The sequence below is a fragment of the Nostoc sp. genome, assembly GCF_036916575.1.
GTDB lineage: Bacteria > Cyanobacteriota > Cyanobacteriia > Cyanobacteriales > Nostocaceae > Nostoc.
This window is the reverse complement of sequence record NZ_JBALGC010000011.1, coordinates 18679-39133: the sequence shown is the minus strand read 5'-3', so window position 1 is coordinate 39133 and position 20455 is coordinate 18679. Positions and strand designations below refer to the sequence as shown.

The window sequence follows — 20455 nt, the reverse complement described above, 5'->3', positions numbered from 1 at the left end:
TTTTTCAGTATGCGCGATCACCTTGATCTCAATCATGCTTATGAAATTCTTGGGTTGGAACCCGGTGCATCGCCAGCACAGGTGAAGCGAGCTTACCGTCAACTGGTGAAAATTTGGCATCCCGATCGCTTTGTTGATCAAGAGCAAAAACAGGAAGCTGAAGAAAAAATTAAATCAATCAATGCAGCTTACAACAAGCTCAAATCTGAAAGTCTATCCGAGCCTCTCATTAGTGAAAATCCATCTTCATCTTCGCCTACAAATCCCACAAAAATATCTGTCAATCGTTGGGATGCAGAAACATTCTATACTTGGGGAGTAGAGAATGCTACAGAAGGAAGATATGAGGAGGCGATCGCAGATTTTACCCATGCAATTCGCCTCAATCCTCACTATATTGACGCATATAAATATCGTGGGCTAGTTTGCTCTCAACTAGGATACGAATATAGAGCGGCTTCAGATTTAAATAAAGCTGCACAAATAGAACAAGAGTTAAGAAATCCGGACGCTGCACGTAGTTCACGATCAGCTAGACCTGGATCTAAACCTAAACCTCTGGTAGAAAGATTTTGTCAGAGGATAAAAAGTTTACTGCGGCTAAATCGACGTTAGAGATAACAAGCAAAATACATATCATTCGTAGGGGCACAGCAATGCTGTGCCCAAGAGTGCGTGTTGCTTCAAACGGCGACAGCATATCTTGAGTTAGATAATACTTATACTTGGGAATACTAAGTATAGTTTGATTTGCTGCTGATTTCTTAGTATTCCGAGTATGAGCGATCGCCTCGATATAAATTATGTTTACGATATCCTGGGGTTGAAACCAGGTGCATCTGTTAATGAGGTCAAGCAAGCTTACCGCCAGATGGCTAAGACTTGGCATCCAGATTGTTTTCTCGAACCGCAGCAAAAGCTAGAAGCGGAAGAAAAAATCAAAGAAATTAATTAAGCTTATGCAAGGTTAAAGTCTTATCAGCCAAATGAGATAAATCAATTTGCTTCCACTTCGACCAAAATTGATTTCACTCTATCCAATGCTGAAAGTTTCTACAAACTGGGTATAGAGAAAGCTTAAAGAGGAAAATACGCTGAAGCAATAGAAGACTTTACTCAAGCAATTTGTCTCAACCCTAACTACTTTGAAGCTTATAAATACCGAGGGATTGCTTGCTCGAAACTAGGATATGAAAATAGAGCCAAGTCAGATTTGAAAAATGCCGTAGAACTGGAACTGAAACAGAAAAAAGCACCACCCAAACCTACATCGCCACCGCCAAAACCACCAACACCATTACCTGAACCACAATCTCAACCTTCACCGTAGAAATGTGTACACACCCTAACTGATCTCAACTGGGTTTTTACAACTTGTGCATTAAATAATAATGTCCAGTTGAAAAAATTAATGTTTGCCTCTCAAACCCTATTTGAGAAAGGATTTGAGTCAATGACAACTAGCTCTTTAAACTGGACAACAATTCTTTAATGTACATCATGTCTGCTACTACTGCCACTGCCCAACAGCCTTCAATTATGCGTATATTATGTAGGCAAAAACTCTCAATGTATACCTTCAGAAACCTTACTTTGCTGTGAAATTGCCTATAACCCCACCAGCTTCGAGCGAACACCTAAAGAGTGTACCTGTTTCGCTATTCCCATCAGGCCCATCATGTACAGAAAGAGTACCGAGATTCAGGGTTTGCCAATTTTTTGGCCCTGAACTAGTGTAAACTTGAGGACCAACAAAGGCAGCGTTTCCAACACCATTAATCGAAAGTGTTTGACACCAGCTATTATTTCCATTAATTCTGATTGACGTAGGGTGATTACCTGGTGACAGTTGCAGGGTTCCTACGACTTGAACACTGTAAGCACAATTATTAATAATTCCCCCATAATTGATAGTGTTTAAACAGGAATTGTCTTGGGAATAGGAATTCTTCATAGTAGCTCCTGGTCCCGTTACTGCCAAAGCTTGGTTTGCCACTAAGCTTATAACTCCAGCCAACATACTCACTAAATAACCTTTTATAAAAAACCGCATTCTTATTCACTCCTGTTTTGCACGTATTTCAGCTTAATAATTGAATTTACCTAAGAATGAAGTCCGTTTTTGAGATAGTTATTCTATCGTTACAATACTTTTTCATATAATTTTTATCAATTCATCAACTGACACCATAATAACATCCATCTTTGGAGGTACTCTTTCTTTTGATTGAGTATTAACTCCCTAGAGATAGAGCCACTTGCTGATCACAGAGGTTATCCTGAGAATTACCAGCATTTGGGTAGCAAATAAAACTCAATATTTATCAGCAACATACATTTTTCAACTCATAAAAACCTCTTGTTCTTACAAAGCTTTAGTTTGTCAATATCGTATCTGAGGAGTTAAATCAACAGCTATGTCTATTCCCAATGAACCTGAAAGCAAAAACAGTGAAATCAAGCAAGAATCTTACACTGATACTAATGGCAATACTCACACCCACCTGACACAAACCACTGAAACAGTCAAGAACAGCACAGCTAATCTCAACTCTTATGCTAACGGTTACGTACAAGGTCGAAATACTGAGCGTAGCAATCAGCAAGCTGATTTAGCCGAGCGTGACAATAAAAATGCTAGTGGTGGTTTGCTGTTGGGTATTATCATTACTTCCCTGCTTGGTTTGGTTATAGGTGGGGTCTGGTACTTCAACCAGCAAAATAACGCAGCCGTTAACAATACTGTGCCGGTCGTGGTTCCTGTACCGAGTAAGAGTAGTCCAACCCCCAGTGCTTCTCCTCGACCACAAACGAGGATAATCGAAAGAACTAGGGAAGTACCTGTTCCTGTTGCTGTTCCTGTTCCTGTTCCACAACAGCAGGTTATACCTCCATCTGCACCTCGCCAACCGGATATTAACATTACTATTCCACCCCAGCAGCCTGCGGCACAAAAAGTGCCTTCTGTAACCCAGCCAACCCCTAAAGCGACACCAAACCCGACGAGTCCAACTAGTAATACTCCGACTTCGCAGAACGAGGGCGGTACTTCTACTAATACCGTCACTCCAAGTACGAAAAGTGATACCTCTAAAACCACTCCACCTCAAGGAGTAGACCAGTCAAACAGTACATCTAATAGCGGTTCTTCTACTGCAGATGATACTACTAGAGGTGGTTCTGCTCAATAACAGCTTCTGAACTTTCAGCCCACTTGATAATGCTGGCATTAACACCAACATCTAACAAGTGGGACAATTTTTAAGCAATATTTCTGAATTGTTGCGATAAATTAATGGTATTCAAGTTTAGTAAACATGTGGTGTAGCTGAACAAACAGAATGCTAGATTAAGAGCAAGGTACAAACAGGTTAAAAGTTAAACAAAAACTTTCAAGTTAGAGTTTCAAGTTAGAGCCTGTGCCTCCTGCTCTAATATTCTTGCGATCGCTCTGAAGTTGTGGCATCCATTGAATGTGTTTTCCCCTTAAGTTCAATGAGTTGTTTTGGAGGTTTTAAAACGCACAGTCAGAAAATGCCTGCCTAGTTGGAATATAAGGATGTGCAATTCTGAGTAAAGTGATGTCTACGACGGGCTACGCCTACGCCAATACTGTCCACCAAAGTTTAAGTTAGTCACTTCTGAATTCTCTAATCTTCAAGAAACCGCCCCAAGCTGCTGATATTTATCCATCGTAGCTTCAGGCGGTTTCTGCTTTGAGTTAGCTAAAAAGTTCAGATTTGTTAATCAGTAATTAAGGTAATTACAGTCACTTCTGGCGGACAAAATAAACGTCCTGGTTTATAAGTTCCTAAACCCCGATTGACATATAGTTGATTTTCTTCCACTTTGTGAAACCCTTGCGCCCACTCCCAATATCGCACTACTTTAGAACAGTCTCCTAGGAAAAATGTTACCCAACGGCGTAATTTTTTAGGAATTTGTTTGAGTAGTTTTTTATAATAAAATACTACAGGACCAATGCCCGGAATTACGATGTGACCGCCGTGGGTATGACCAGATAGTTGCAAATCTACGCGCCATTGTTGCAATATCTTGGCTGTATCTGGGTTATGGGATAAAACGATGCGGGGTGTAACGGAGTCTAGTTGATTCATGACTGGTGCAGGGTGAAATTCCCGTGACCAATAATCAGCTAGTCCTACCAATGGTAATTCTTTTCCTAATGGATAGGCGATTTCATTCCAAAGCACATGCACCCCGATACTAGTTAACGCCTGTGTAACTTCTGCTTTTGAGTGGCTGTAATAGATATCGTGATTACCAAGTACGGCGTAGATACCACAGTGACTTTGCAGATGTTTGAGTCGAAGTACCAGTTGGTGAATTGGTGTTGGATCGTCAGTTACGTAGTCACCAGTTAATAGAATTAAATCCGGTTCAGCTTCGTTAGTAAGTGCGATCGCTTTTTCTAACATATCTTCCGACAGCCGCAAACCATCGTAGTGAAAATCTGACAACTGCACTAGTGTTGTACCTTGTAAAGATGCTGGAAGTTCCGCAATCTTAACCGTTATTTTATCTACTCTTAAATGTCCTGTAAACAACCAATGCATAAGACAACCGATACTCCTCATACCAGCGCTTACAGCTTACCAAAAATCAAAATGTAACTTGAGAAACTGCAAGAATTTATATCAGATACTCCAGATACAATTAACTAACCAGATACAATTAACTAATTAATTTATTTGAAATCCTGAATTTAATTATAGGGTTTTCCTTCTGGACTTCTCTACGAGACACTCTTGCTAGCTTGCTTCCACGTACCACTTTGTGGAAAAAAGCTACGCGGAGCGTCCCGTAGGGAAGTGGTACGGCATGGTTCGACACTTCGACAAGCTCAGTGCATCGCTGCGCTCACCAGCCGCTCAGTGACCACCTCCTGCCTAATGGGACTTAGACAAAAAGTAGCCAGAAAAAAGTCTCAAATGTATATACAGAAAGACTTTGACATCGATTTGCCTAGTTTCTTGATATATCTGGGTTTTAAGCATTTTTGAGCCTTTGGTGTATTTTCCTTACCCTGTATAGGTTTGAGGCTTGTTTATACCCCAAAAATGTTTAAGTCCCGCTAATCATTCACGTTGTAGGGTGATTATAGTAACTTCTGGGCGGCAAAATAAGCGTCCTGGGAGGTAAGTTCCCAAACCACGATTGACATATAGCTGATTTTTTCCTAGCCGATGGAAACCTTGTACCCATTCCCAATGGCTAACTACAGAAACATTTACTCGCAAAAATGGGACTCGACGACGCACTTTTTTAGGTATTTTTTTTACAAGCTTTTCGTAAAGCAACGCCGCAGGGCCAATTCCGGGAATCACGATTTGACCACCGTGAGTATGACCAGATAATTGTAAATCAACTCGCCATGCTTGCAGTATCTCCGCAGTATCTGGGTTGTGGGATAAAACGATGCAGGGTGTGTCGGGGTTTAGTTGATTCATGACTCGTGCGGGATGGAATTCTCGTGACCAACTATCCGCCAGTCCAACAAGTGGCAATTCTTTTCCTAGTGGATAGGCAATATCGTTCCAAAGGACGTGAATTCCAATGCTAGTTAACGCTTGTGTAACTTCTGCTTTTGCGTGTCTGTAATATATATCGTGATTGCCAAGAACAGCATAGATACCACTGCGACTTTGCAGATGTTTGAGTCGAAGTCCTAGTTGGTGAATCGGCGTCGGATCGTCTGTTACGTAGTCACCAGTTAATAGAATTAAATCTGGTTCAGCTTCGTTAGTAACTGCGATCACTTTTTCTAACATGTCTTCCGATAGCCGCAAACCATCGTAATGAAAATCTGACAACTGCACCAGCTTCTTACCTTGTAACGATGCAGGCAAACCTGCAATGTTAACCGTCAATTTCTCTATACTCAACGGCCCAGATAACAACCAATGCATAAGACGTTTAATAAAGCTCAATCGTAGCGCTTACAGCTTAACTGAACATTGTCGGTTTGTGTATAGCGACCAGTGCAACTTCTTGAAAATTTCATGGAACCTGTAGATTTGAGTGTATTTATGCTTATTTAAATCAGACGTAAGTTTGCTGTTAATTTATCTCAGAGTATGGTGCATTTCTCTGAAAGAGGGGGGATAGTAATTCATGTTACGTATATCAATCAACTATATGGTCAGGGTTGATTTTTATCGAGTATAGTGTGTTACATACTACTGCATTGAACCAAAACACTTAAAGCTGTTTATGTCATTACCATCAGACCAATCATTCAGCGAGGATTTTATCCACTTTGAGCAGCACGTAGCAAAACTACTCCATAAAACAGATTGGACAGTTGAAACTGCAAAGACCAATCAACCTGGCTATAATCTAGTGGTCAAAAAAGGAAACCTAGTTGGTGTTGTTCAGGTTAAATGGCTGAAAGCTAACGTAACAACGCCGCAGCTTTTAAAGTTTGCTAACTTTTTAGATTCTGACGAAGGCAAAAAATTTAAGTTTCATTGTATAGATCCAGAAGAAGTTTGTATTCGGACTAGTGACTTACTTTACTACTGGGGTATACATATACTCGAAAATCGAGAAAATCCTCCTAGTAAATTAGCGTTTGATCTGGTTGGCGGAAGATGCTACCCGCGTGAAGATTTTATCAACTTAGCAGATTACATTGAAAGAGAAGCTGCTATAGGAATTCTTAGAGCTAATTAAGACTTTTAAGAAAATTCATAATTGACTACCATGCATCATCTTGAACTGTCGCGGTGCGTTACGCTATCGCTAACACACCCTACGATTAATAGATATTTTTTTAATTGAAAGTTCCTTAACAGCGATCACACGGCATTAGATTACACCAATTATTATTTTATTTATCAATAATTAAAAAAATCGCGCTAGCCTGTCATTAGGCTGGCGCGATTTTTTTGATTTAATTCACAGATAAAAATAGTTAAATGAATTCCCTAAATTTTTCTAGATCATTGTCCGCAATTTTATTTTTATACAGCACTGCGGTTGGTTAATAAATTCCACAGGAAAATTGCAATAATTGCACCAAGAACTGCTACCGCAATCCCAGCAATGCTAAAAGGAGTAGAAGGTACTAGAGTTAACACTCCTGTACTGAAGAATACACCTAAACTACCACCAACAAAAGCACCGATGATTCCTAGTAATATTGTTCCTATAATTCCGCCACCTTGATGACCGGGGTAGATAGCCTTAGCGATCGCACCAGCAATTAGACCTAAAACAATCCAAGCAAGAATATTCATTGTTTTTAATTCGGTAAACGTTTTTTACTCACAGATACATATTAGCAATCTTAATCTTTTGACCACATCTATCATCAGAATTAATTATGAATATCCATAAGGAATAGTTTAATTGCAACTGGGTTTTTTGATATATGCCCCCATTGAGGTAGATAATCAATTAAAAAAAAGCTCCTAGTAGGTCTTTAACTAGGAGCTGATCAAATTATTGCTTGGTAAAAGCAGTATATGCATTTTTAATTAGCTCTCTCCTCTACTAGAAGAATTAAGCTGAGTTTTCAAAGACTGTTTCTAAAGTAATGTAAAGGAACCAAAATCAGGCGATTAAGACGATGGGTAGTTCACTTGCTTATCCCATGATCACTGTTAATGACTCGATGGCTAATAGATGGAAACAGTCTGCGGTAAGACCAATGCATACTTAGGAAAATCAGACTTACCAAGGCCAGCAACATGACACCTAGAATTGTTCCATATGCCTTAATATGCCACCAAAATCCCTTTAGTTGTAATGCACCTAGTCGCACAAGCTTCCACAGGCTGCCTATATCCACGCTTTCGGAATCGTGAATGGTGATTGGTAAGGATCCTGCTGTATTTTGTCGTGCAATTGTCATTTTAATTACTCCTTTAGACTTAAAGACTGGACAGTTAATTTTAAAATACGGTAATTCGATAGATTTAGTGTTATTTATATGCAATATCTCATAGCTTGATGCAAGAAGCAAGCTTTAAGGGCATTGAGCATTAGGTACTGGGTATTATTATTGAAAATTAGGTATTTACTAGAGTGAAAAACTATTCCCCATTACTCCTTATCCCCTCGAGGGGCCCCGAGTTCCCCAGTCTCCAATCAAAATGCCTAATCAAATTTGGTTATCACAGTTGCAAAAACATCGAGTGATCGCAGTTATCCGCGCCCCTAAAATCGAAGTGGGACAGCAAATGGCAATGGCTGTAGCATCTGGGGGAATGCAGTTAATTGAGATTACCTGGAATAGCGATCGCGCTGGGGAATTAATCACTCAACTACGCTCAGAATTACCAGCCTGTACCATTGGGACTGGTACGCTATTCAATGTGCAACAGCTACAAGAAGCGATCGCATCTGGGGCGCAATTCCTCTTTACGCCTCACTTTGACGCTGCAATGATTCAAGCAGCACAAGAAAAAGATGTGCCTATCATCCCAGGAGCGCTGACTCCTACAGAAATTGTTACCGCCTGGAGTCAGGGCGCTAGTTGTGTAAAAGTGTTTCCCGTGCAAGCAGTGGGAGGAGCTGATTATATCAAAAGTTTGCAAGGGCCACTCGGTCAGATTCCCTTAATTCCTACTGGCGGCGTCACTCTGGAAAATGCCAAAGAATTTTTACAAGCGGGAGCGATCGCTGTCGGTTTGAGCGGTGAATTATTTCCCAAAAAGCTTGTCACAGAGGGAAATTGGCAGGCGATCGCATCTGGGGCAAGAAAGCTGATGCGACAGTTAGCTTAACTTAGAATCAAATCATCAAAAATTCACGTCTATTAAAGTAATAGATATGGAAATAAAGGTGAAAACTGATAAGTTTCCCAAGACCCCGTGATTTGAGTGTGAGTGTATCTAAAATGAAAAGACTGATTTCTCCTGACTGGGTGCGTCGCTTACAAATACTCCTGACTGGTACAGCACTGTCCTTAAGTGTTTTTACTACTACTGGAATGAGTGAAGTTTGGGCGAATTCCAAAGAGCAAGTTATTGCACAAACAATCCAGACATTACAACAATCGGATCAGCGCTGGATTCAAATTAATCTTTCAAAGCAACGATTAATAGCTTGGGAAGGTGACAGAGTGGTTTATGGAAGTGCTATCTCCTCTGGCAAAAAAGCCACTCCTACTCTTGTTGGTACTTTTAAGATTCAATCCAAGTTCAAAACTACGCGGATGCAGGGAGAAGACTACAATGTTCCCAACGTCCCTTATGCGATGTTTTACCAAGGTAATTACGCTATTCACGGAGCTTACTGGCATAAGAGATTTGGCACTCCAGTGACCCACGGCTGTGTGAATATCGCACCTAAACATGCAAAATGGCTATTTGAATGGGCATCGGTAGGGACACCAATAGTCATCCAGAAATAGTAGGTGAAGCAGCCAAAAGGCAATTTAGGACAAATCATAAATAACAACAAATCAAGACAATTGAGTGATTCCCAGCAATATTTTATGCTGGGAATCTTCGGAGTTATAATTATTGAATTTGAAATAAAATATATAAAAGGGCATTCCACAATTTGCCCAAAGAAATAAGCGTAAATCCTGACAATTACTGTGTGAAATTACAAATGCAAATATGAATTCCGGCAAAGTTTGCATTTAGGCATTTAAATGACAGATTTTTGGTAAAGTTTGTCCTTTGTAATTAGTCATTAATCATTGGTGATTAATAAAGAACAAACGACAAATCACAAATGTGCAACATTAGCGGATGAATTGCGTAAATCCTCTACAGGAAGCTAGAAGTCACTCTGGAAATTTGTAGTTTTCCAGAAAACTACTTCACTTCATGATTTTTGCGTAGTTTAGAAGATGAAGCATAATGCAAACCTGGATTCGCAGTGGTGGGATTCGTTCTTCAGGAACTTTTTGTACAGGCGTGGCGCTGATGATGGTGACTTTATTTTCTTGGTCATCACCGTTAGCAGGTACACCCAACTCGACTACAGCAACAGCCACGTCAGTCGATGAAAACAGCATCGCTCTATTTAATACATCCCAACCTCGCTGGATTGAAATTGACCTCTCAGAGCAACGGTTACGTGCATGGGAAGGTAATAGACTTGTCTATTCATACCGCATTTCTGGAGGTAAGCGATCGACCCCCACACCCATAGGTAGATTTCGGATTAATTCTAAGTATCGCACTCACCGAATGCGGGGCAGGGGCTACAACATTCCTGACGTTCCTTACACAATGTATTTCTACAGAGGCTATGCCATCCACGGTGCTTACTGGCATAACCGTTTTGGGACTCCAGTCAGCCACGGTTGCGTAAATTTACCTGTTAAGCAAGCTCGCAATCTTTACAACTGGGCTTCAATGGGAACTTTAGTAGTCGTGCGGAAATAATTGCAATTCTTACCTTGATGTATGGACAGGTGCGTTACACTGCGTGAAAACGCCTGTCCATATATACTGCGTAAAAACACATTTTCGATAAATTCAGGAGCTATGAGCGCCACAATTACTCAACGACTTACCCTGGAAGAGTTTCTGAAGCTTCCAGAAACAAAGCCTGCGAACGAGTATATTAACGGTAAGATTATTCCTAAGTCAATGCCGAAAGGGAGACACAGCCGCTTACAAGGTAAACTTTGTGCTGTTGTTAATCAAGTCACGGAAAATCAGAAGATTGCCTATGCGTTTCCCGAATTACGGTGTACTTTTGGAGAACGCTCAATAGTACCCGATGTGGCTGTATTTCAGTGGGGACGCATACCGTTCACCGTTGATGATGAAGTACCTGATAATTTTGAACTTCCACCAGACTGGACGATTGAGATTCTTTCGCCAGAACAAAAACCCAACAAAGTAATTGGAAACATTCTTCACTGTCTAAAGTATGGTAGCCGCCTGGGATGGTTTCTTGACCCTGATGACCTGAGTATCTTGGTATTTCTACCAGAGCAACAGCCAGTGCTACTCCAAGGAGAAGATTTTTTGCCTGTATTACCAGAAATTGAACTTGCACTAACCGTCAATCAAGTTTTTGGATGGTTAAAAATGGGCGGCTAAAAATAACTCGCCTGGAATGAGAAGGTGCGCCGAATAGCCCGCACTTCCACACCTTTCGGCTTCTCTACGAGACGCTGAACGCTCAAGGCAAGAGGCTCAGTGAGCGTCGTAGACATTGCTCTCTGGCGGAAACCAAATTATAGACATAAATTATGTCTATAATAGACATGATTATGAATAAAAGAGGTAGGAGAATGAACTGGAGAATTGCAGAAGCGAAACAGAGGTTCTCCGAACTAATTCATGCTGTGACTAAAGAACCGCAACTCATCTACAACCGAAATCAACTGGTAGCTGTTGTTGTTGAAGCTGAGATGTTTGAAGAATTCTTGACGTGGCGCAAGCAGCGCGAAAAGATTTCTTTAGCTGATGCCTTCAAAGAACTACGTCAGATAGCTGCTGAAGAAGACTATATTCTCGAAGTACCCTCCCGCCAAGACCGTCCTAACCCTTTCGCTGATGCCATTGATGACTTTTCTGTGTGACACTAACATTATCAGCGAATTAGTAAGACTCCAACCTAACTCTGGTGTACTAAAATGGGCGGCATTAGCTCCTGCAATAGTTTTAAGTGCAATCACCGTTGAAGAAATATTTTACGGACTGACATTCAAGCCCAACTCTAGAATTCAAATATGGTTCGAGAGCTTTTTGGAAAATAATTGTGAAGTATTGCCCATCACTATTGAAATTACCAAGCGCTCTGGTGAATTGCGAGGTCAACTAAGATTAAGTGGGAAAACACGCACCCAAGCAGATATGATGATTGCTGCTACTGCTCAAATTCATCAGTTGACCTTAGTAACGCGCAACATCCGCGATTTTGATGGCTGCGGTATCCCACTTTTAAATCCTTTTATTTAAATAGTTAAACGCGCATTAGTCTAACTCAATTGTGCCACAAGTTGATTTTCCAACAGCGTATCATTCATTAACAAGTCTTCAACAGTGATTCGCAAAAAGCGTTGCTCATCAACTTGAAAGAGGATTTTAATGCGATCGCTTCCTGGATATCCAGCTGGTGTCAGTTGGGCAATTGTCCTGGCGCCTTCTTGATCGTTGAGAGGTTTGACGCTGGTTTCGCTAATGTCAAGACGGCGAGTAATTAGGCGATCGCCATCAAAATAAACTTCGGTATTGCCTGTATCTGCTCCCAATTCTCCAATAATTAATTCAATACTAGGCTGATTTTCCATAGAAGCCCCTAAGACTAATTCTACTGGCTGAGTCATTGGATATGCCTGTCCAGCTTTAATTAAAGAATGCCACTTGTGACGCTGATTGCGGCGATCCCAGTAGCGGATACCATAACTATGGTAAAGAAAGTCTTTGATTTGCACGCCTTGAGCTAGCTGTAATGCACCTTGAGCGATCGCTTCAAAAGGACGTTCGCAACGGATTTTTTCTGGTTCAAAATACTGTTTTATCCATGTCTGCACTGCCGGCAATTGCACGGTGCCACCAACTAACAAAACTGCATTAATATCTGGAAGTTCTATCCCTTGGCGTCTTGCTTGCTGCAACAGTGTCGTCATCGACTCATCCAATAACTCAAAAAATGCATGTTCTTTGAGGATATTTTCAAAAGTGTCGCGGTTTAGTTCCAGTTCATAGCTTTCAAATGTCTCATCGTCAAAATAAACTTCACTTGCTTGGTTTTGAGTTGATAGCTGAATTTTCACCCGTTCTGCCAATCGTGTTATCAAGGGACTTATCGTCAGTTCTTGAGTTTTGGCAAAGTAATCTACTAACCAATTATCAATATCAGTACCGCCCAAATTTTGCCCAGCTTTCGCCAAGACACGGGCAGTTTTAACTTTTTGTTTTGAATCTTCAGCCAAGGACTTATTACCCCACTTGAGGAGAAATCCCAGCGGCTTTGTGGTTGCTTGTACGCCTTGATCCAACTGAACAAGGGACAAATCCAAAGTGCCACCACCAAAGTCAATCACCAAGAGAATTTCTTGATCTGCCAAGCCATAACCCAAGGCGGCGGCTGTGGGTTCATCCAGCATCCGCACCTGTTCAACGGGAAGGGCTTGACAAACTTTCCCCAACCAGTGACGATAGGCTTCAAAACTGTCTACCGGCACGGTTAACACTAGAGAATCTAAGCCCCCTTCTAGGGGTACTAGTTGTTCAATCACCTGGGTGAGGAACCATTGCCCTACTTGTTCAAAGGTGACAATTTGCCCATCTAGTTCGGGTAAGAAACCTTGGATATCTGCACCAATACCGCGTTTGAAGCTGCGGAAAAATCGCGTTTCGCCCTTCAGGTCAAGACCGCGATCGCGTACTTGTTGCCCTATTAAGACTTGATTTTGGGTTGCGTTTTCAACATAAATCAAGCTGGGAATCAGTGGTGGGTTGAGACTTTGTTTAATTGATAAACCTGGGAGATTCAGGGTTTCTGGCTGCTGGGTTACAGGGTTCCAACGAGCAATGACTGTGTTGCTAGTACCAAAATCGATTGCGATCGCCATATTTTATATTTATTCTCTCGCACGAAGATGCCAAAGCTGCTTTATTTGTGATTATTCTCTATAAGCCACCAAGAATGCAAATGCACCCAAAGGCGTACTCCTGCGATCAGCAAGCTACGCAAAGCATCTTGTAGAGAGGCGGTTTGTCTTCAGGCATCAATCATCGGATTTAAATTTACAGCAGTTTGCAACAAGCGTGAGGTACAGAACCTAGACTTCAAAGCCAGATATGAAGACTGTTTTACTCCAAACTCCAAACTCTTAACTCCTAACTCATGCTGTAAACTCAATCTTCACGCCGTAACTGCCATGCCGCACCGCAAGCCGCCCCAGCCCCAGCTAACAATCCGGTACTCATCCCCTGGATAGTTTTTTGGATTGGATCTTGGGTTAGACACTCACTTGTAACTTTGTTGCTTTCCAAGCAGAGACTACTTTCTGCCCAACCGGCAGTACCTCCTAAAATTACACCAGTTATACTACAGCAAACAACTAGCAGCAAAAGACGTTGCGTTTTTCTAACCATAGATAGATGTGTCAAATATTAGTAGTGATTGACTCTAAATTACTATACACATTCTTGCTAGCAAATGTCAGCTGGTTTCAAGAGAATTGGCGGCTATTTAAAACTCAGACAAGTATTAAAAAATCTGATTGGACATCGCATCTTAAAAAAATAACCTCTGGAGAAGGGATATCACCAGAAGTTTTTAATAAAGACATTGGAATAGGGGACTATTATAAAAACAAATTTATCTTTTTGCCAACACTATTTCCTCTTTCTTAAAGACAGGTCAAAGTTAATTTTGCTTGTAATTAAGGATACAAATTGGACTGATAAATCGCATAGATGATATTTTTACCTCTTTTGAGGCACTAATACAGGCAGTTGACGGACGCCGGTTATGAATTTGGCGTGTTGTCCAACAGTCAAAACATTGAACTGACTGGATATAAGTTCCAAACTTTTGTTCACTATTGCTAGCTTTTTGTAGGTGGGAACACTCATTCCAGGGAAGAATGATAGTTCTGGCACATCCTCTTGACTTAAAAAGTCTGTAGGATGGAATAGCAAAGAAGGCTGGACACGCGTAAGTTTACACAGCCACAGGGCTATTCGGAGGTAGAGTAACGCCACTTCCGAAGAAAATGTACTCAGATACATTATGTAACTGAAGTGAATTGGCACCTTGAAAATTGGCATGGTGGTAACGGGAATCTCAGTAAGTTTATCCTTACCCATGTGCCACTGGTAAGGTTTCAGAGGCTGCAAACCGTCTTTGAAACCGCCAAATAAGGCTTCCCGTTTCTTGCGTTCTTCCTTGCTCAGTTTACAGGTCATCAAATAATACGCTCGTGCTATGGGTCCCAAAAATGTAGGAAAAGTCGAAGCATCATATTCATATCCCCGTCGTGCTAAGACTTTCAATACCGCAGGAGAAAAACTGTATCCAGGCCCCCGGAAGCCGATAGGATGTTGATGAGTGACGCGCTTGATATGTTGTTCGGCCAGCGCCACCTCTTGTTCAATTTCATCTTCTGAATACAGATGTAGCCAAGGATCATGGTAGAATGAGTGATTGCCTATTTCGTGACCAGCGCTAGCGATCGCTTGTAATGCCTTAGTGTTCTTTTCCAGCGCTGCATCCTGACCCACAATGAATACTGTGATTTTCAAATCCCATTGCTGGAGAATATCTAAGAAACGAGGTACTGCGATATCTAGGTAAGAGGGGAAAGTCTCCCAACCCGGAGCGCCCTGATTTTTTAGAAAAGACCAAATATTATCCAAATCTAAAGAAAGGCTGGCTATTGTTCTGTTTCCTGGTCGCTTGTTTTTCATTATTAGTTCAGCTATTTGGACAATTATTAAGCGTAAATTATAGTTTTAGGTTTGGGCTTTATCAGTCAAGTTTCGTAGTTCAACTCAGGGCTGGTTTTAGCGGAAATCTCCAGCCAGAAGGTTTGCAGTTCATTCTTTTCAAATAAAGAGTAACTTTCAAAGCAGCATTGCATAGGCATAGCTCATCCGTCAGAGATATTGCCTAGATTGAACACTGATAAGTGTCCCATATTTGTAAACAGATTCTGTTTGTCTAAAAGATATTTTGGCTCAATTAGATAATGAGTTTTCAGTGCTCCTTTGCTCTCAACTTTATCAGCCCTTCAAACAACTTTTAACCCTGATACTTAATTACTGGTCATCAATATATTATAACCAAGACGCATTTAAACATATGTTATAAGGAAGTCCTAGCTTCACGCCACATAAGTAAGTGGGCAAGAATAAATTAAACTATGTTACCCAATATTAAATAAATTAAATTGGCTCTTAATAAGCGGCTCCAGCCCGATTTTCAGGGCTGTCGCTTACTACAAACCTTTGATTATTCACGCCCATTTACTCATATAAATTATTAATGATTTTTATGCTCAATTTCTATGAACACTTCCAAAAGAAGCGATTATACAAAAATTTTCTCAACATCCTAGTACAGCAGGCGCGTAAATCCACCTACCATCTCAATTAACAAGGGGCTTAACCAATTCTTAAGCCCCTTGTTAAAGGTAGGCAAACTAACGCCACAGAGTACTAAATATTGATTTGCTGCTTGTGAGTCAAACACATTGCAATTCCCTTTTCATAGTAAGCTGCCTCATTAATAAAAATAGGCCAAACGGTAGATGTTCCCTGATAAAAAATTGTTTTATCATCAAAAGTTATAAAAATTGGATCTCCTGGATTCAAGGCTTGATAATCCTTATCTTGAAGCTCTGGATGAATCATCCCAAAGATTGTACCATCCTGTTTTTTTGGGTAGTCTACAACAGATAAGTGGTCATAAAGAATCAATGTTTCCTTAGTTGATGGAATTTCACCCTGGTTAAATTGTTCCAAATAGTCCAGAACCGCATGAACAACTTTCTCTGTTTGTTGGAATAATGTCGCTTTTAATACACCTTGGGCAATAGGGCCAACCTCAATTGCAAAGCCTAATTCGCACAGGGAATTTACAAATGGGTTTTCTGCAATTGATTTAAAAGAGCAGCGATAAACCCTCACCAAAGGACTGACATGGCTCAGATAAGCGGCCAATTTCAAGTTTAAGGGATGACTGTTTACCAAAATAATTGTCAGACCCATATTAGCTGTAGTGCTGTGCAAGTCTAAGATGAAATCTGCTTGTTTATCCCCATTTGATGCTAGGGTGTCCTGAATTGATTTAGCTTGCAATTCTTCGTAACTGTTCAGAGTCGGATCTAGTAAATCCTGTTTGAGAAAACAGCGATTTAAATCCTTCTCTACATATCGCCTCCCCGCCGCAAAAGCGTTAGGATTTGCTAATAGAGTAACTGTCTCAAAATTTGGTCTAGTAATTAAATGGGGAAACTGGGCAAATTTTTGGATCAGGTAGGCCCCCGTAAACTCATTGCCATGAGTTCCACCGAGAATTGCAACTCGATTAATCTGGTTCACGATTACACCAACTCCGGAATGCAGCCATCGAGATATCAGTTCTCAATGTACCTTATGAAGCATTCACTTTGCCGATGCGATCGCGACCATGTGGTTGATAAAGATAAGACATATCAGGGCCATCGGGAATAATCCCGCCGGGATTGAGTGGGAATAGGTTTCCGTAGTAGTCCCGCTTCACAGTTTCTACATCGCAGGTGTCAGCTACACCTGGAAGCTGATATAGGTCACGTAAATAACTTCCTAAATTCTGATAGTCTCGAATTCGCCGCCTATTGCACTTAAACAACCCGTAGTAGGCACTATCAAATCGAAATAACGTCGTGAATAAACGCACATCTGCGAGTGTGAGGTTGTCTCCACACAGATATCGACTAGTCTGCAATGCAATCTCAATCTCATCGAGAGTTGCGAACAGTTCATTACAGGCTTGATTGTATGCTTCTTGGCTTTGGGCAAAGCCGCAGCGATATACACCGTTATTTACCGCGTGATAAATCTTTTCATTCCACCAATCAACTTTCTCTTTGAGTTCTTCTGGGTAGAGATTAAGTGTGGGATTGTTGGCGAACTCGTTAAACTGAGAGTTCAGCATCACGATAATCTCTGAACTCTCATTATTGACGATAGTTTTTGTTTGGTTATCCCATAAAATGGGCACTGTGACGCGTCCGCTGTAGCCAGGTTCTGCCAGCTGATAAAATTCAGCTAGTGTGCGGCAACCCTGTTCTTCTTGGTTGAATATCCAACCGCCTTCAATGGGAGAAGGAGAGACGATACACACTGATATTACCGCTTCGAGTTTTTTGAGCGATCGCACAACCAGGGTTCGGTGCGCCCAAGGACAGCCCAGCCCAACATAGAGTTTGTAGCGCCCTGCTGCTGGTGAGTACGGATTCCCTGACTCTGTGCCAATGAACTTCCGAAACTGGCTATTAGGACGAATATACGCTCCCAACTGATTGCTAGGAGCAAGCTTTGACATCATAATCTGCCACATAGTCGTCCAGATATACTTTCCCAGCCAGATGATTAGCTTGGGAGGGAGTTTCCTACCCTTCTTCTTTGGAAGATTTTTATCGTCATCTATTGGAGTTGAGTTGCTCATCGCGACGGTCTTGCTTTCAGAGCGATTGACGTTACCACTGTATCTGGCGTTCACATTTCTACTAAGTAGGTTTCCATGCTTACAACCCACTTTGAGTTTTACTACTTTACTTTACTACGCTTTGCCTGTATTTTGTATCATGCTCATTCGGAAAAATATTTAAACTTTAAACTAATCTTCATTCAAATTGCATTTTTGTGCCTATGTAATATTTGTAACCTCACACTTTTTGTGGCAAGTTAAAGCTATCAACCATTTGTTAATAAGTAATAGTGTTTAAAACCTAGTCAAAAATCGAGGTCAAAAACACAATTTTTAAGCCCCGATGCCCGATGGCAAGCTGCTTTCAAAGTTATGAGCAAAGGAAACTGATCCTCAAACTTCTCTTTTCGTCTACGCATCATATTTAAAAGCATCATATTTAAAAGCACCGTTCATCCTAACCAAAAAGACCTAGTACAAGGCTTAATTAGATACTCAACAACATAAATAATTAACAGCGTAATTACTATTGACAAAACTAATTTTATATTACCTTTTTATAAAACACATCACATCTTAACATTAAGTAAGCCTAAAAAAGTATAAATATAAATTTAGGAAGAAGTTACAGAAAGCAAGAACAAAAACATAAAATTTACGTAGGAATGATTGTAAATCAAGTGACTCAATCTAATAACAGGACTAACCTTCAAGAGGAAACGGATTTAGGGACTTTTGTAGCTCAGGCTACTACCACAGACAAATGGGAAGTATTATCGTATAAAGCTCCAATCCTACCTATACATGCCGCTTTACTTCTTACTGGTAAAGTATTGTTTTTCTGTGGCTCAGCTAATGATCCCGCTAAGTTAAATACTCCCGATGACAGTGTAGTCTGGGATGTTAACAAGGGAACCTTTTCCCGTCAAGCGCCTCCATTGGATAGTAATAATCAACCTATTGACCTTTTTTGCGCTGGTCACTCCTTCCGCTCTAATGGTCTATTAATGGTTGCGGGTGGAACTCTGCGCTATGATCCATTTTATGGTTCACCCTATGCTTTTATGTTTGATCCCATTACCGAGCAATGGGTGAGCAAGCCATCAATGAATAATGGGCGCTGGTATCCTACTGTGTTAACACTGGGCAGCGGTCGTATCTTTGCGTTATCTGGACTAGATAAAGATGGCAACCTTAACAGACAACCAGAAATTTATTCTTTTTCATTTGCAAATGGTTGGAACGCTTTTCCAATAACTGGTTATTTCCCGCCATACGCACAGCTGTTTCTACTAGATGGTGGAAAAATTTTTTATTCAGGTGCTCAGATGGGCGGCAACTATCAATCAGTGCCAACTATACTAACCCTGCCAGGGACATTTACGCAATCCATTATAGGAAAAGCGGTACCAGGGCTGCAAGACCCTACTTTCGGTGATCAAGGTACCAGTGTACTTTTACCACCTGCACAAGACCAAAAAGTCATGATTCTCGGTGGGGGTGATGCTGCTACTAATACAACAACAAACAGAGTCAATATTGTAGATTTAAAAGCTAGTAACCCAACTTACGTAGCAGCAAAGTCTCTAAACTATGCCCGGAAGCATCTCAACGCAGTTTTGTTACCTGATCGCACAGTGTTTGTTTGCAATGGTAGCAAAATGAGTGAGGACATAACACAATCAATGCTGCCAGCAGAAATCTACAATCCAGCTACAAATACCTGGACAGTAGTAGCTAAACAAAATATCCCCCGCGTATATCACTCGGTGGCCTTGCTCTTGCCAGATGGTAGGGTAGCCACAGCTGGGGGTAACCCGGGACGGACTGTCAATGAACTGCGATTAGAAATTTACAGTCCTGCGTATATGTCGCGGTCACGACCAATCATTCAGAGCTTTGTTAGAATATTGAGCTACGGGCTGCAATTTACGATTCAAACACCTCAGGCTGCGAATATTAAATGGGTTAGTCTGATTAAACCAACGGCAAACACCCATTCTTGCGATACAGAACAACGGTTAGTGGATGTACCGATTAATTCTAGGAATGCTACTTCTCTCAATGTTACCGTAACAAAGAATCGAGACATAGCGCCACCAAGCTGGTACATGCTTTTTATTACTGATAACAATGGAACACCATCAGTAGCAACCTGGGTGAAATTATCTTAGCCTTACGCGTTTATGTTCAATAAATTTTTTGCAAAAGTCAAAAAATTAGGAATGTCATTCTGAGCGGAACGCAGTGGAGAGAAGAATCTCACTAGATGTTTCGCTCCGCTCAACATGACAATTTAAGCATTTATGCAAGAAGTATAATCCATTGCACTTTACCTAATAAAAGTCATTATTTCTAGGAGTGGAAA

At 40.9% G+C, this 20455-nt stretch carries 20 protein-coding genes and 1 pseudogene; 12 read left to right on the top strand and 9 right to left on the bottom strand.

Going from position 1 to position 20455, the window contains the following annotated elements; genetic code table 11:
- Positions 1-9: 9 nt before the first annotated feature.
- The 3 genes and pseudogenes from V7L29_RS03990 to V7L29_RS03980 all read left to right on the top strand — a co-directional run.
- Entirely contained in the window at positions 10-615 is a 606-nt protein-coding gene (locus V7L29_RS03990; RefSeq protein WP_334734612.1) for a J domain-containing protein, read from the top strand.
- A gap of 163 nt (positions 616-778) precedes the next feature.
- Entirely contained in the window at positions 779-955 is a 177-nt protein-coding gene (locus tag V7L29_RS03985) for a J domain-containing protein (protein WP_334734611.1), read from the top strand.
- A 138-nt stretch (positions 956-1093) separates the two neighbouring features.
- Positions 1094-1177, top strand: a pseudogene (locus V7L29_RS03980) (molecular chaperone DnaJ); the annotation flags it as partial.
- 411 nt (positions 1178-1588) lie between these two features.
- Here the strand turns inward: V7L29_RS03980 and V7L29_RS03975 are convergent.
- Entirely contained in the window at positions 1589-2053 is a 465-nt protein-coding gene (locus V7L29_RS03975; protein WP_334734610.1) for a hypothetical protein, read from the bottom strand.
- A 364-nt stretch (positions 2054-2417) separates the two neighbouring features.
- Here V7L29_RS03975 and V7L29_RS03970 point away from each other — a divergent pair, with 364 nt between their 5' ends.
- Positions 2418-3191, top strand: a complete 774-nt coding sequence (locus V7L29_RS03970; RefSeq protein WP_334691642.1) for a hypothetical protein — start codon at positions 2418-2420, stop codon at positions 3189-3191.
- A 552-nt stretch (positions 3192-3743) separates the two neighbouring features.
- On the opposite strand, the gene V7L29_RS03965 is transcribed toward V7L29_RS03970, so the two are convergent.
- Complete coding sequence (locus V7L29_RS03965) at positions 3744-4577, bottom strand: metallophosphoesterase (protein WP_334734609.1); 834 nt, start codon at positions 4575-4577, stop codon at positions 3744-3746.
- 522 nt (positions 4578-5099) lie between these two features.
- Positions 5100-5930: a metallophosphoesterase gene (locus tag V7L29_RS03960; protein ID WP_334734608.1), complete on the bottom strand. Its 831-nt coding sequence runs from the start codon at positions 5928-5930 to the stop codon at positions 5100-5102.
- Between the two features lie 304 nt (positions 5931-6234).
- On the opposite strand from V7L29_RS03960, the gene V7L29_RS03955 reads away from it, so the two are divergent.
- Positions 6235-6696: a restriction endonuclease gene (locus tag V7L29_RS03955; protein WP_334691639.1), complete on the top strand. Its 462-nt coding sequence runs from the start codon at positions 6235-6237 to the stop codon at positions 6694-6696.
- Positions 6697-6986: 290 nt separating this feature from the next.
- Here V7L29_RS03955 and V7L29_RS03950 read toward each other — a convergent pair whose 3' ends face one another.
- Positions 6987-7262, bottom strand: a complete 276-nt coding sequence (locus V7L29_RS03950; RefSeq protein ID WP_334734607.1) for a GlsB/YeaQ/YmgE family stress response membrane protein — start codon at positions 7260-7262, stop codon at positions 6987-6989.
- A gap of 858 nt (positions 7263-8120) precedes the next feature.
- Between V7L29_RS03950 and V7L29_RS03945 the strand changes: the two genes are divergently transcribed.
- The 6 genes from V7L29_RS03945 to V7L29_RS03920 all read left to right on the top strand — a co-directional run bounded on the left by V7L29_RS03945 (position 8121) and on the right by V7L29_RS03920 (position 11900).
- Complete coding sequence (locus V7L29_RS03945; RefSeq protein ID WP_334734606.1) at positions 8121-8753, top strand: bifunctional 4-hydroxy-2-oxoglutarate aldolase/2-dehydro-3-deoxy-phosphogluconate aldolase; 633 nt, start codon at positions 8121-8123, stop codon at positions 8751-8753.
- A gap of 113 nt (positions 8754-8866) precedes the next feature.
- On the top strand, positions 8867-9382 hold the full coding sequence (locus V7L29_RS03940) for a L,D-transpeptidase (protein ID WP_334734605.1): 516 nt from the start codon (positions 8867-8869) through the stop codon (positions 9380-9382).
- A gap of 457 nt (positions 9383-9839) precedes the next feature.
- Complete coding sequence (locus V7L29_RS03935; RefSeq protein WP_334691635.1) at positions 9840-10370, top strand: L,D-transpeptidase; 531 nt, start codon at positions 9840-9842, stop codon at positions 10368-10370.
- 102 nt (positions 10371-10472) lie between these two features.
- Positions 10473-11036, top strand: coding sequence for a Uma2 family endonuclease (locus V7L29_RS03930; protein ID WP_334734604.1), 564 nt, complete (start codon positions 10473-10475; stop codon positions 11034-11036).
- A gap of 194 nt (positions 11037-11230) precedes the next feature.
- Complete coding sequence (locus tag V7L29_RS03925; RefSeq protein ID WP_334691633.1) at positions 11231-11521, top strand: type II toxin-antitoxin system prevent-host-death family antitoxin; 291 nt, start codon at positions 11231-11233, stop codon at positions 11519-11521.
- Positions 11496-11900, top strand: coding sequence for a type II toxin-antitoxin system VapC family toxin (locus V7L29_RS03920; protein ID WP_334734603.1), 405 nt, complete (start codon positions 11496-11498; stop codon positions 11898-11900). The genes V7L29_RS03925 and V7L29_RS03920 overlap by 26 nt, the downstream gene beginning before the upstream one ends.
- Before the next feature lie 20 nt (positions 11901-11920).
- On the opposite strand, the gene V7L29_RS03915 is transcribed toward V7L29_RS03920, so the two are convergent.
- The 5 genes from V7L29_RS03915 to V7L29_RS03895 form a co-directional block, all read right to left on the bottom strand.
- Complete coding sequence (locus V7L29_RS03915) at positions 11921-13519, bottom strand: Hsp70 family protein (RefSeq protein WP_334734602.1); 1599 nt, start codon at positions 13517-13519, stop codon at positions 11921-11923.
- 286 nt (positions 13520-13805) lie between these two features.
- Positions 13806-14045, bottom strand: a complete 240-nt coding sequence (locus V7L29_RS03910) for a hypothetical protein (protein WP_334734601.1) — start codon at positions 14043-14045, stop codon at positions 13806-13808.
- A 333-nt stretch (positions 14046-14378) separates the two neighbouring features.
- Positions 14379-15362 (bottom strand): polysaccharide deacetylase family protein, encoded by a 984-nt coding sequence (locus V7L29_RS03905; protein ID WP_334691626.1) that lies wholly within the window; start codon positions 15360-15362, stop codon positions 14379-14381.
- Between the two features lie 750 nt (positions 15363-16112).
- The gene (locus V7L29_RS03900) at positions 16113-16997 is read right to left on the bottom strand and encodes an aspartoacylase (protein WP_334691625.1); all 885 of its coding nucleotides are present in this window, start codon (positions 16995-16997) and stop codon (positions 16113-16115) included.
- A 52-nt stretch (positions 16998-17049) separates the two neighbouring features.
- Positions 17050-18105, bottom strand: coding sequence for a glutathione S-transferase family protein (locus V7L29_RS03895; RefSeq protein ID WP_334734647.1), 1056 nt, complete (start codon positions 18103-18105; stop codon positions 17050-17052).
- Positions 18106-18767: 662 nt separating this feature from the next.
- Here V7L29_RS03895 and V7L29_RS03890 point away from each other — a divergent pair.
- Positions 18768-20261, top strand: a complete 1494-nt coding sequence (locus V7L29_RS03890) for a galactose oxidase-like domain-containing protein (protein WP_334734600.1) — start codon at positions 18768-18770, stop codon at positions 20259-20261.
- Positions 20262-20455: the final 194 nt, after the last annotated feature.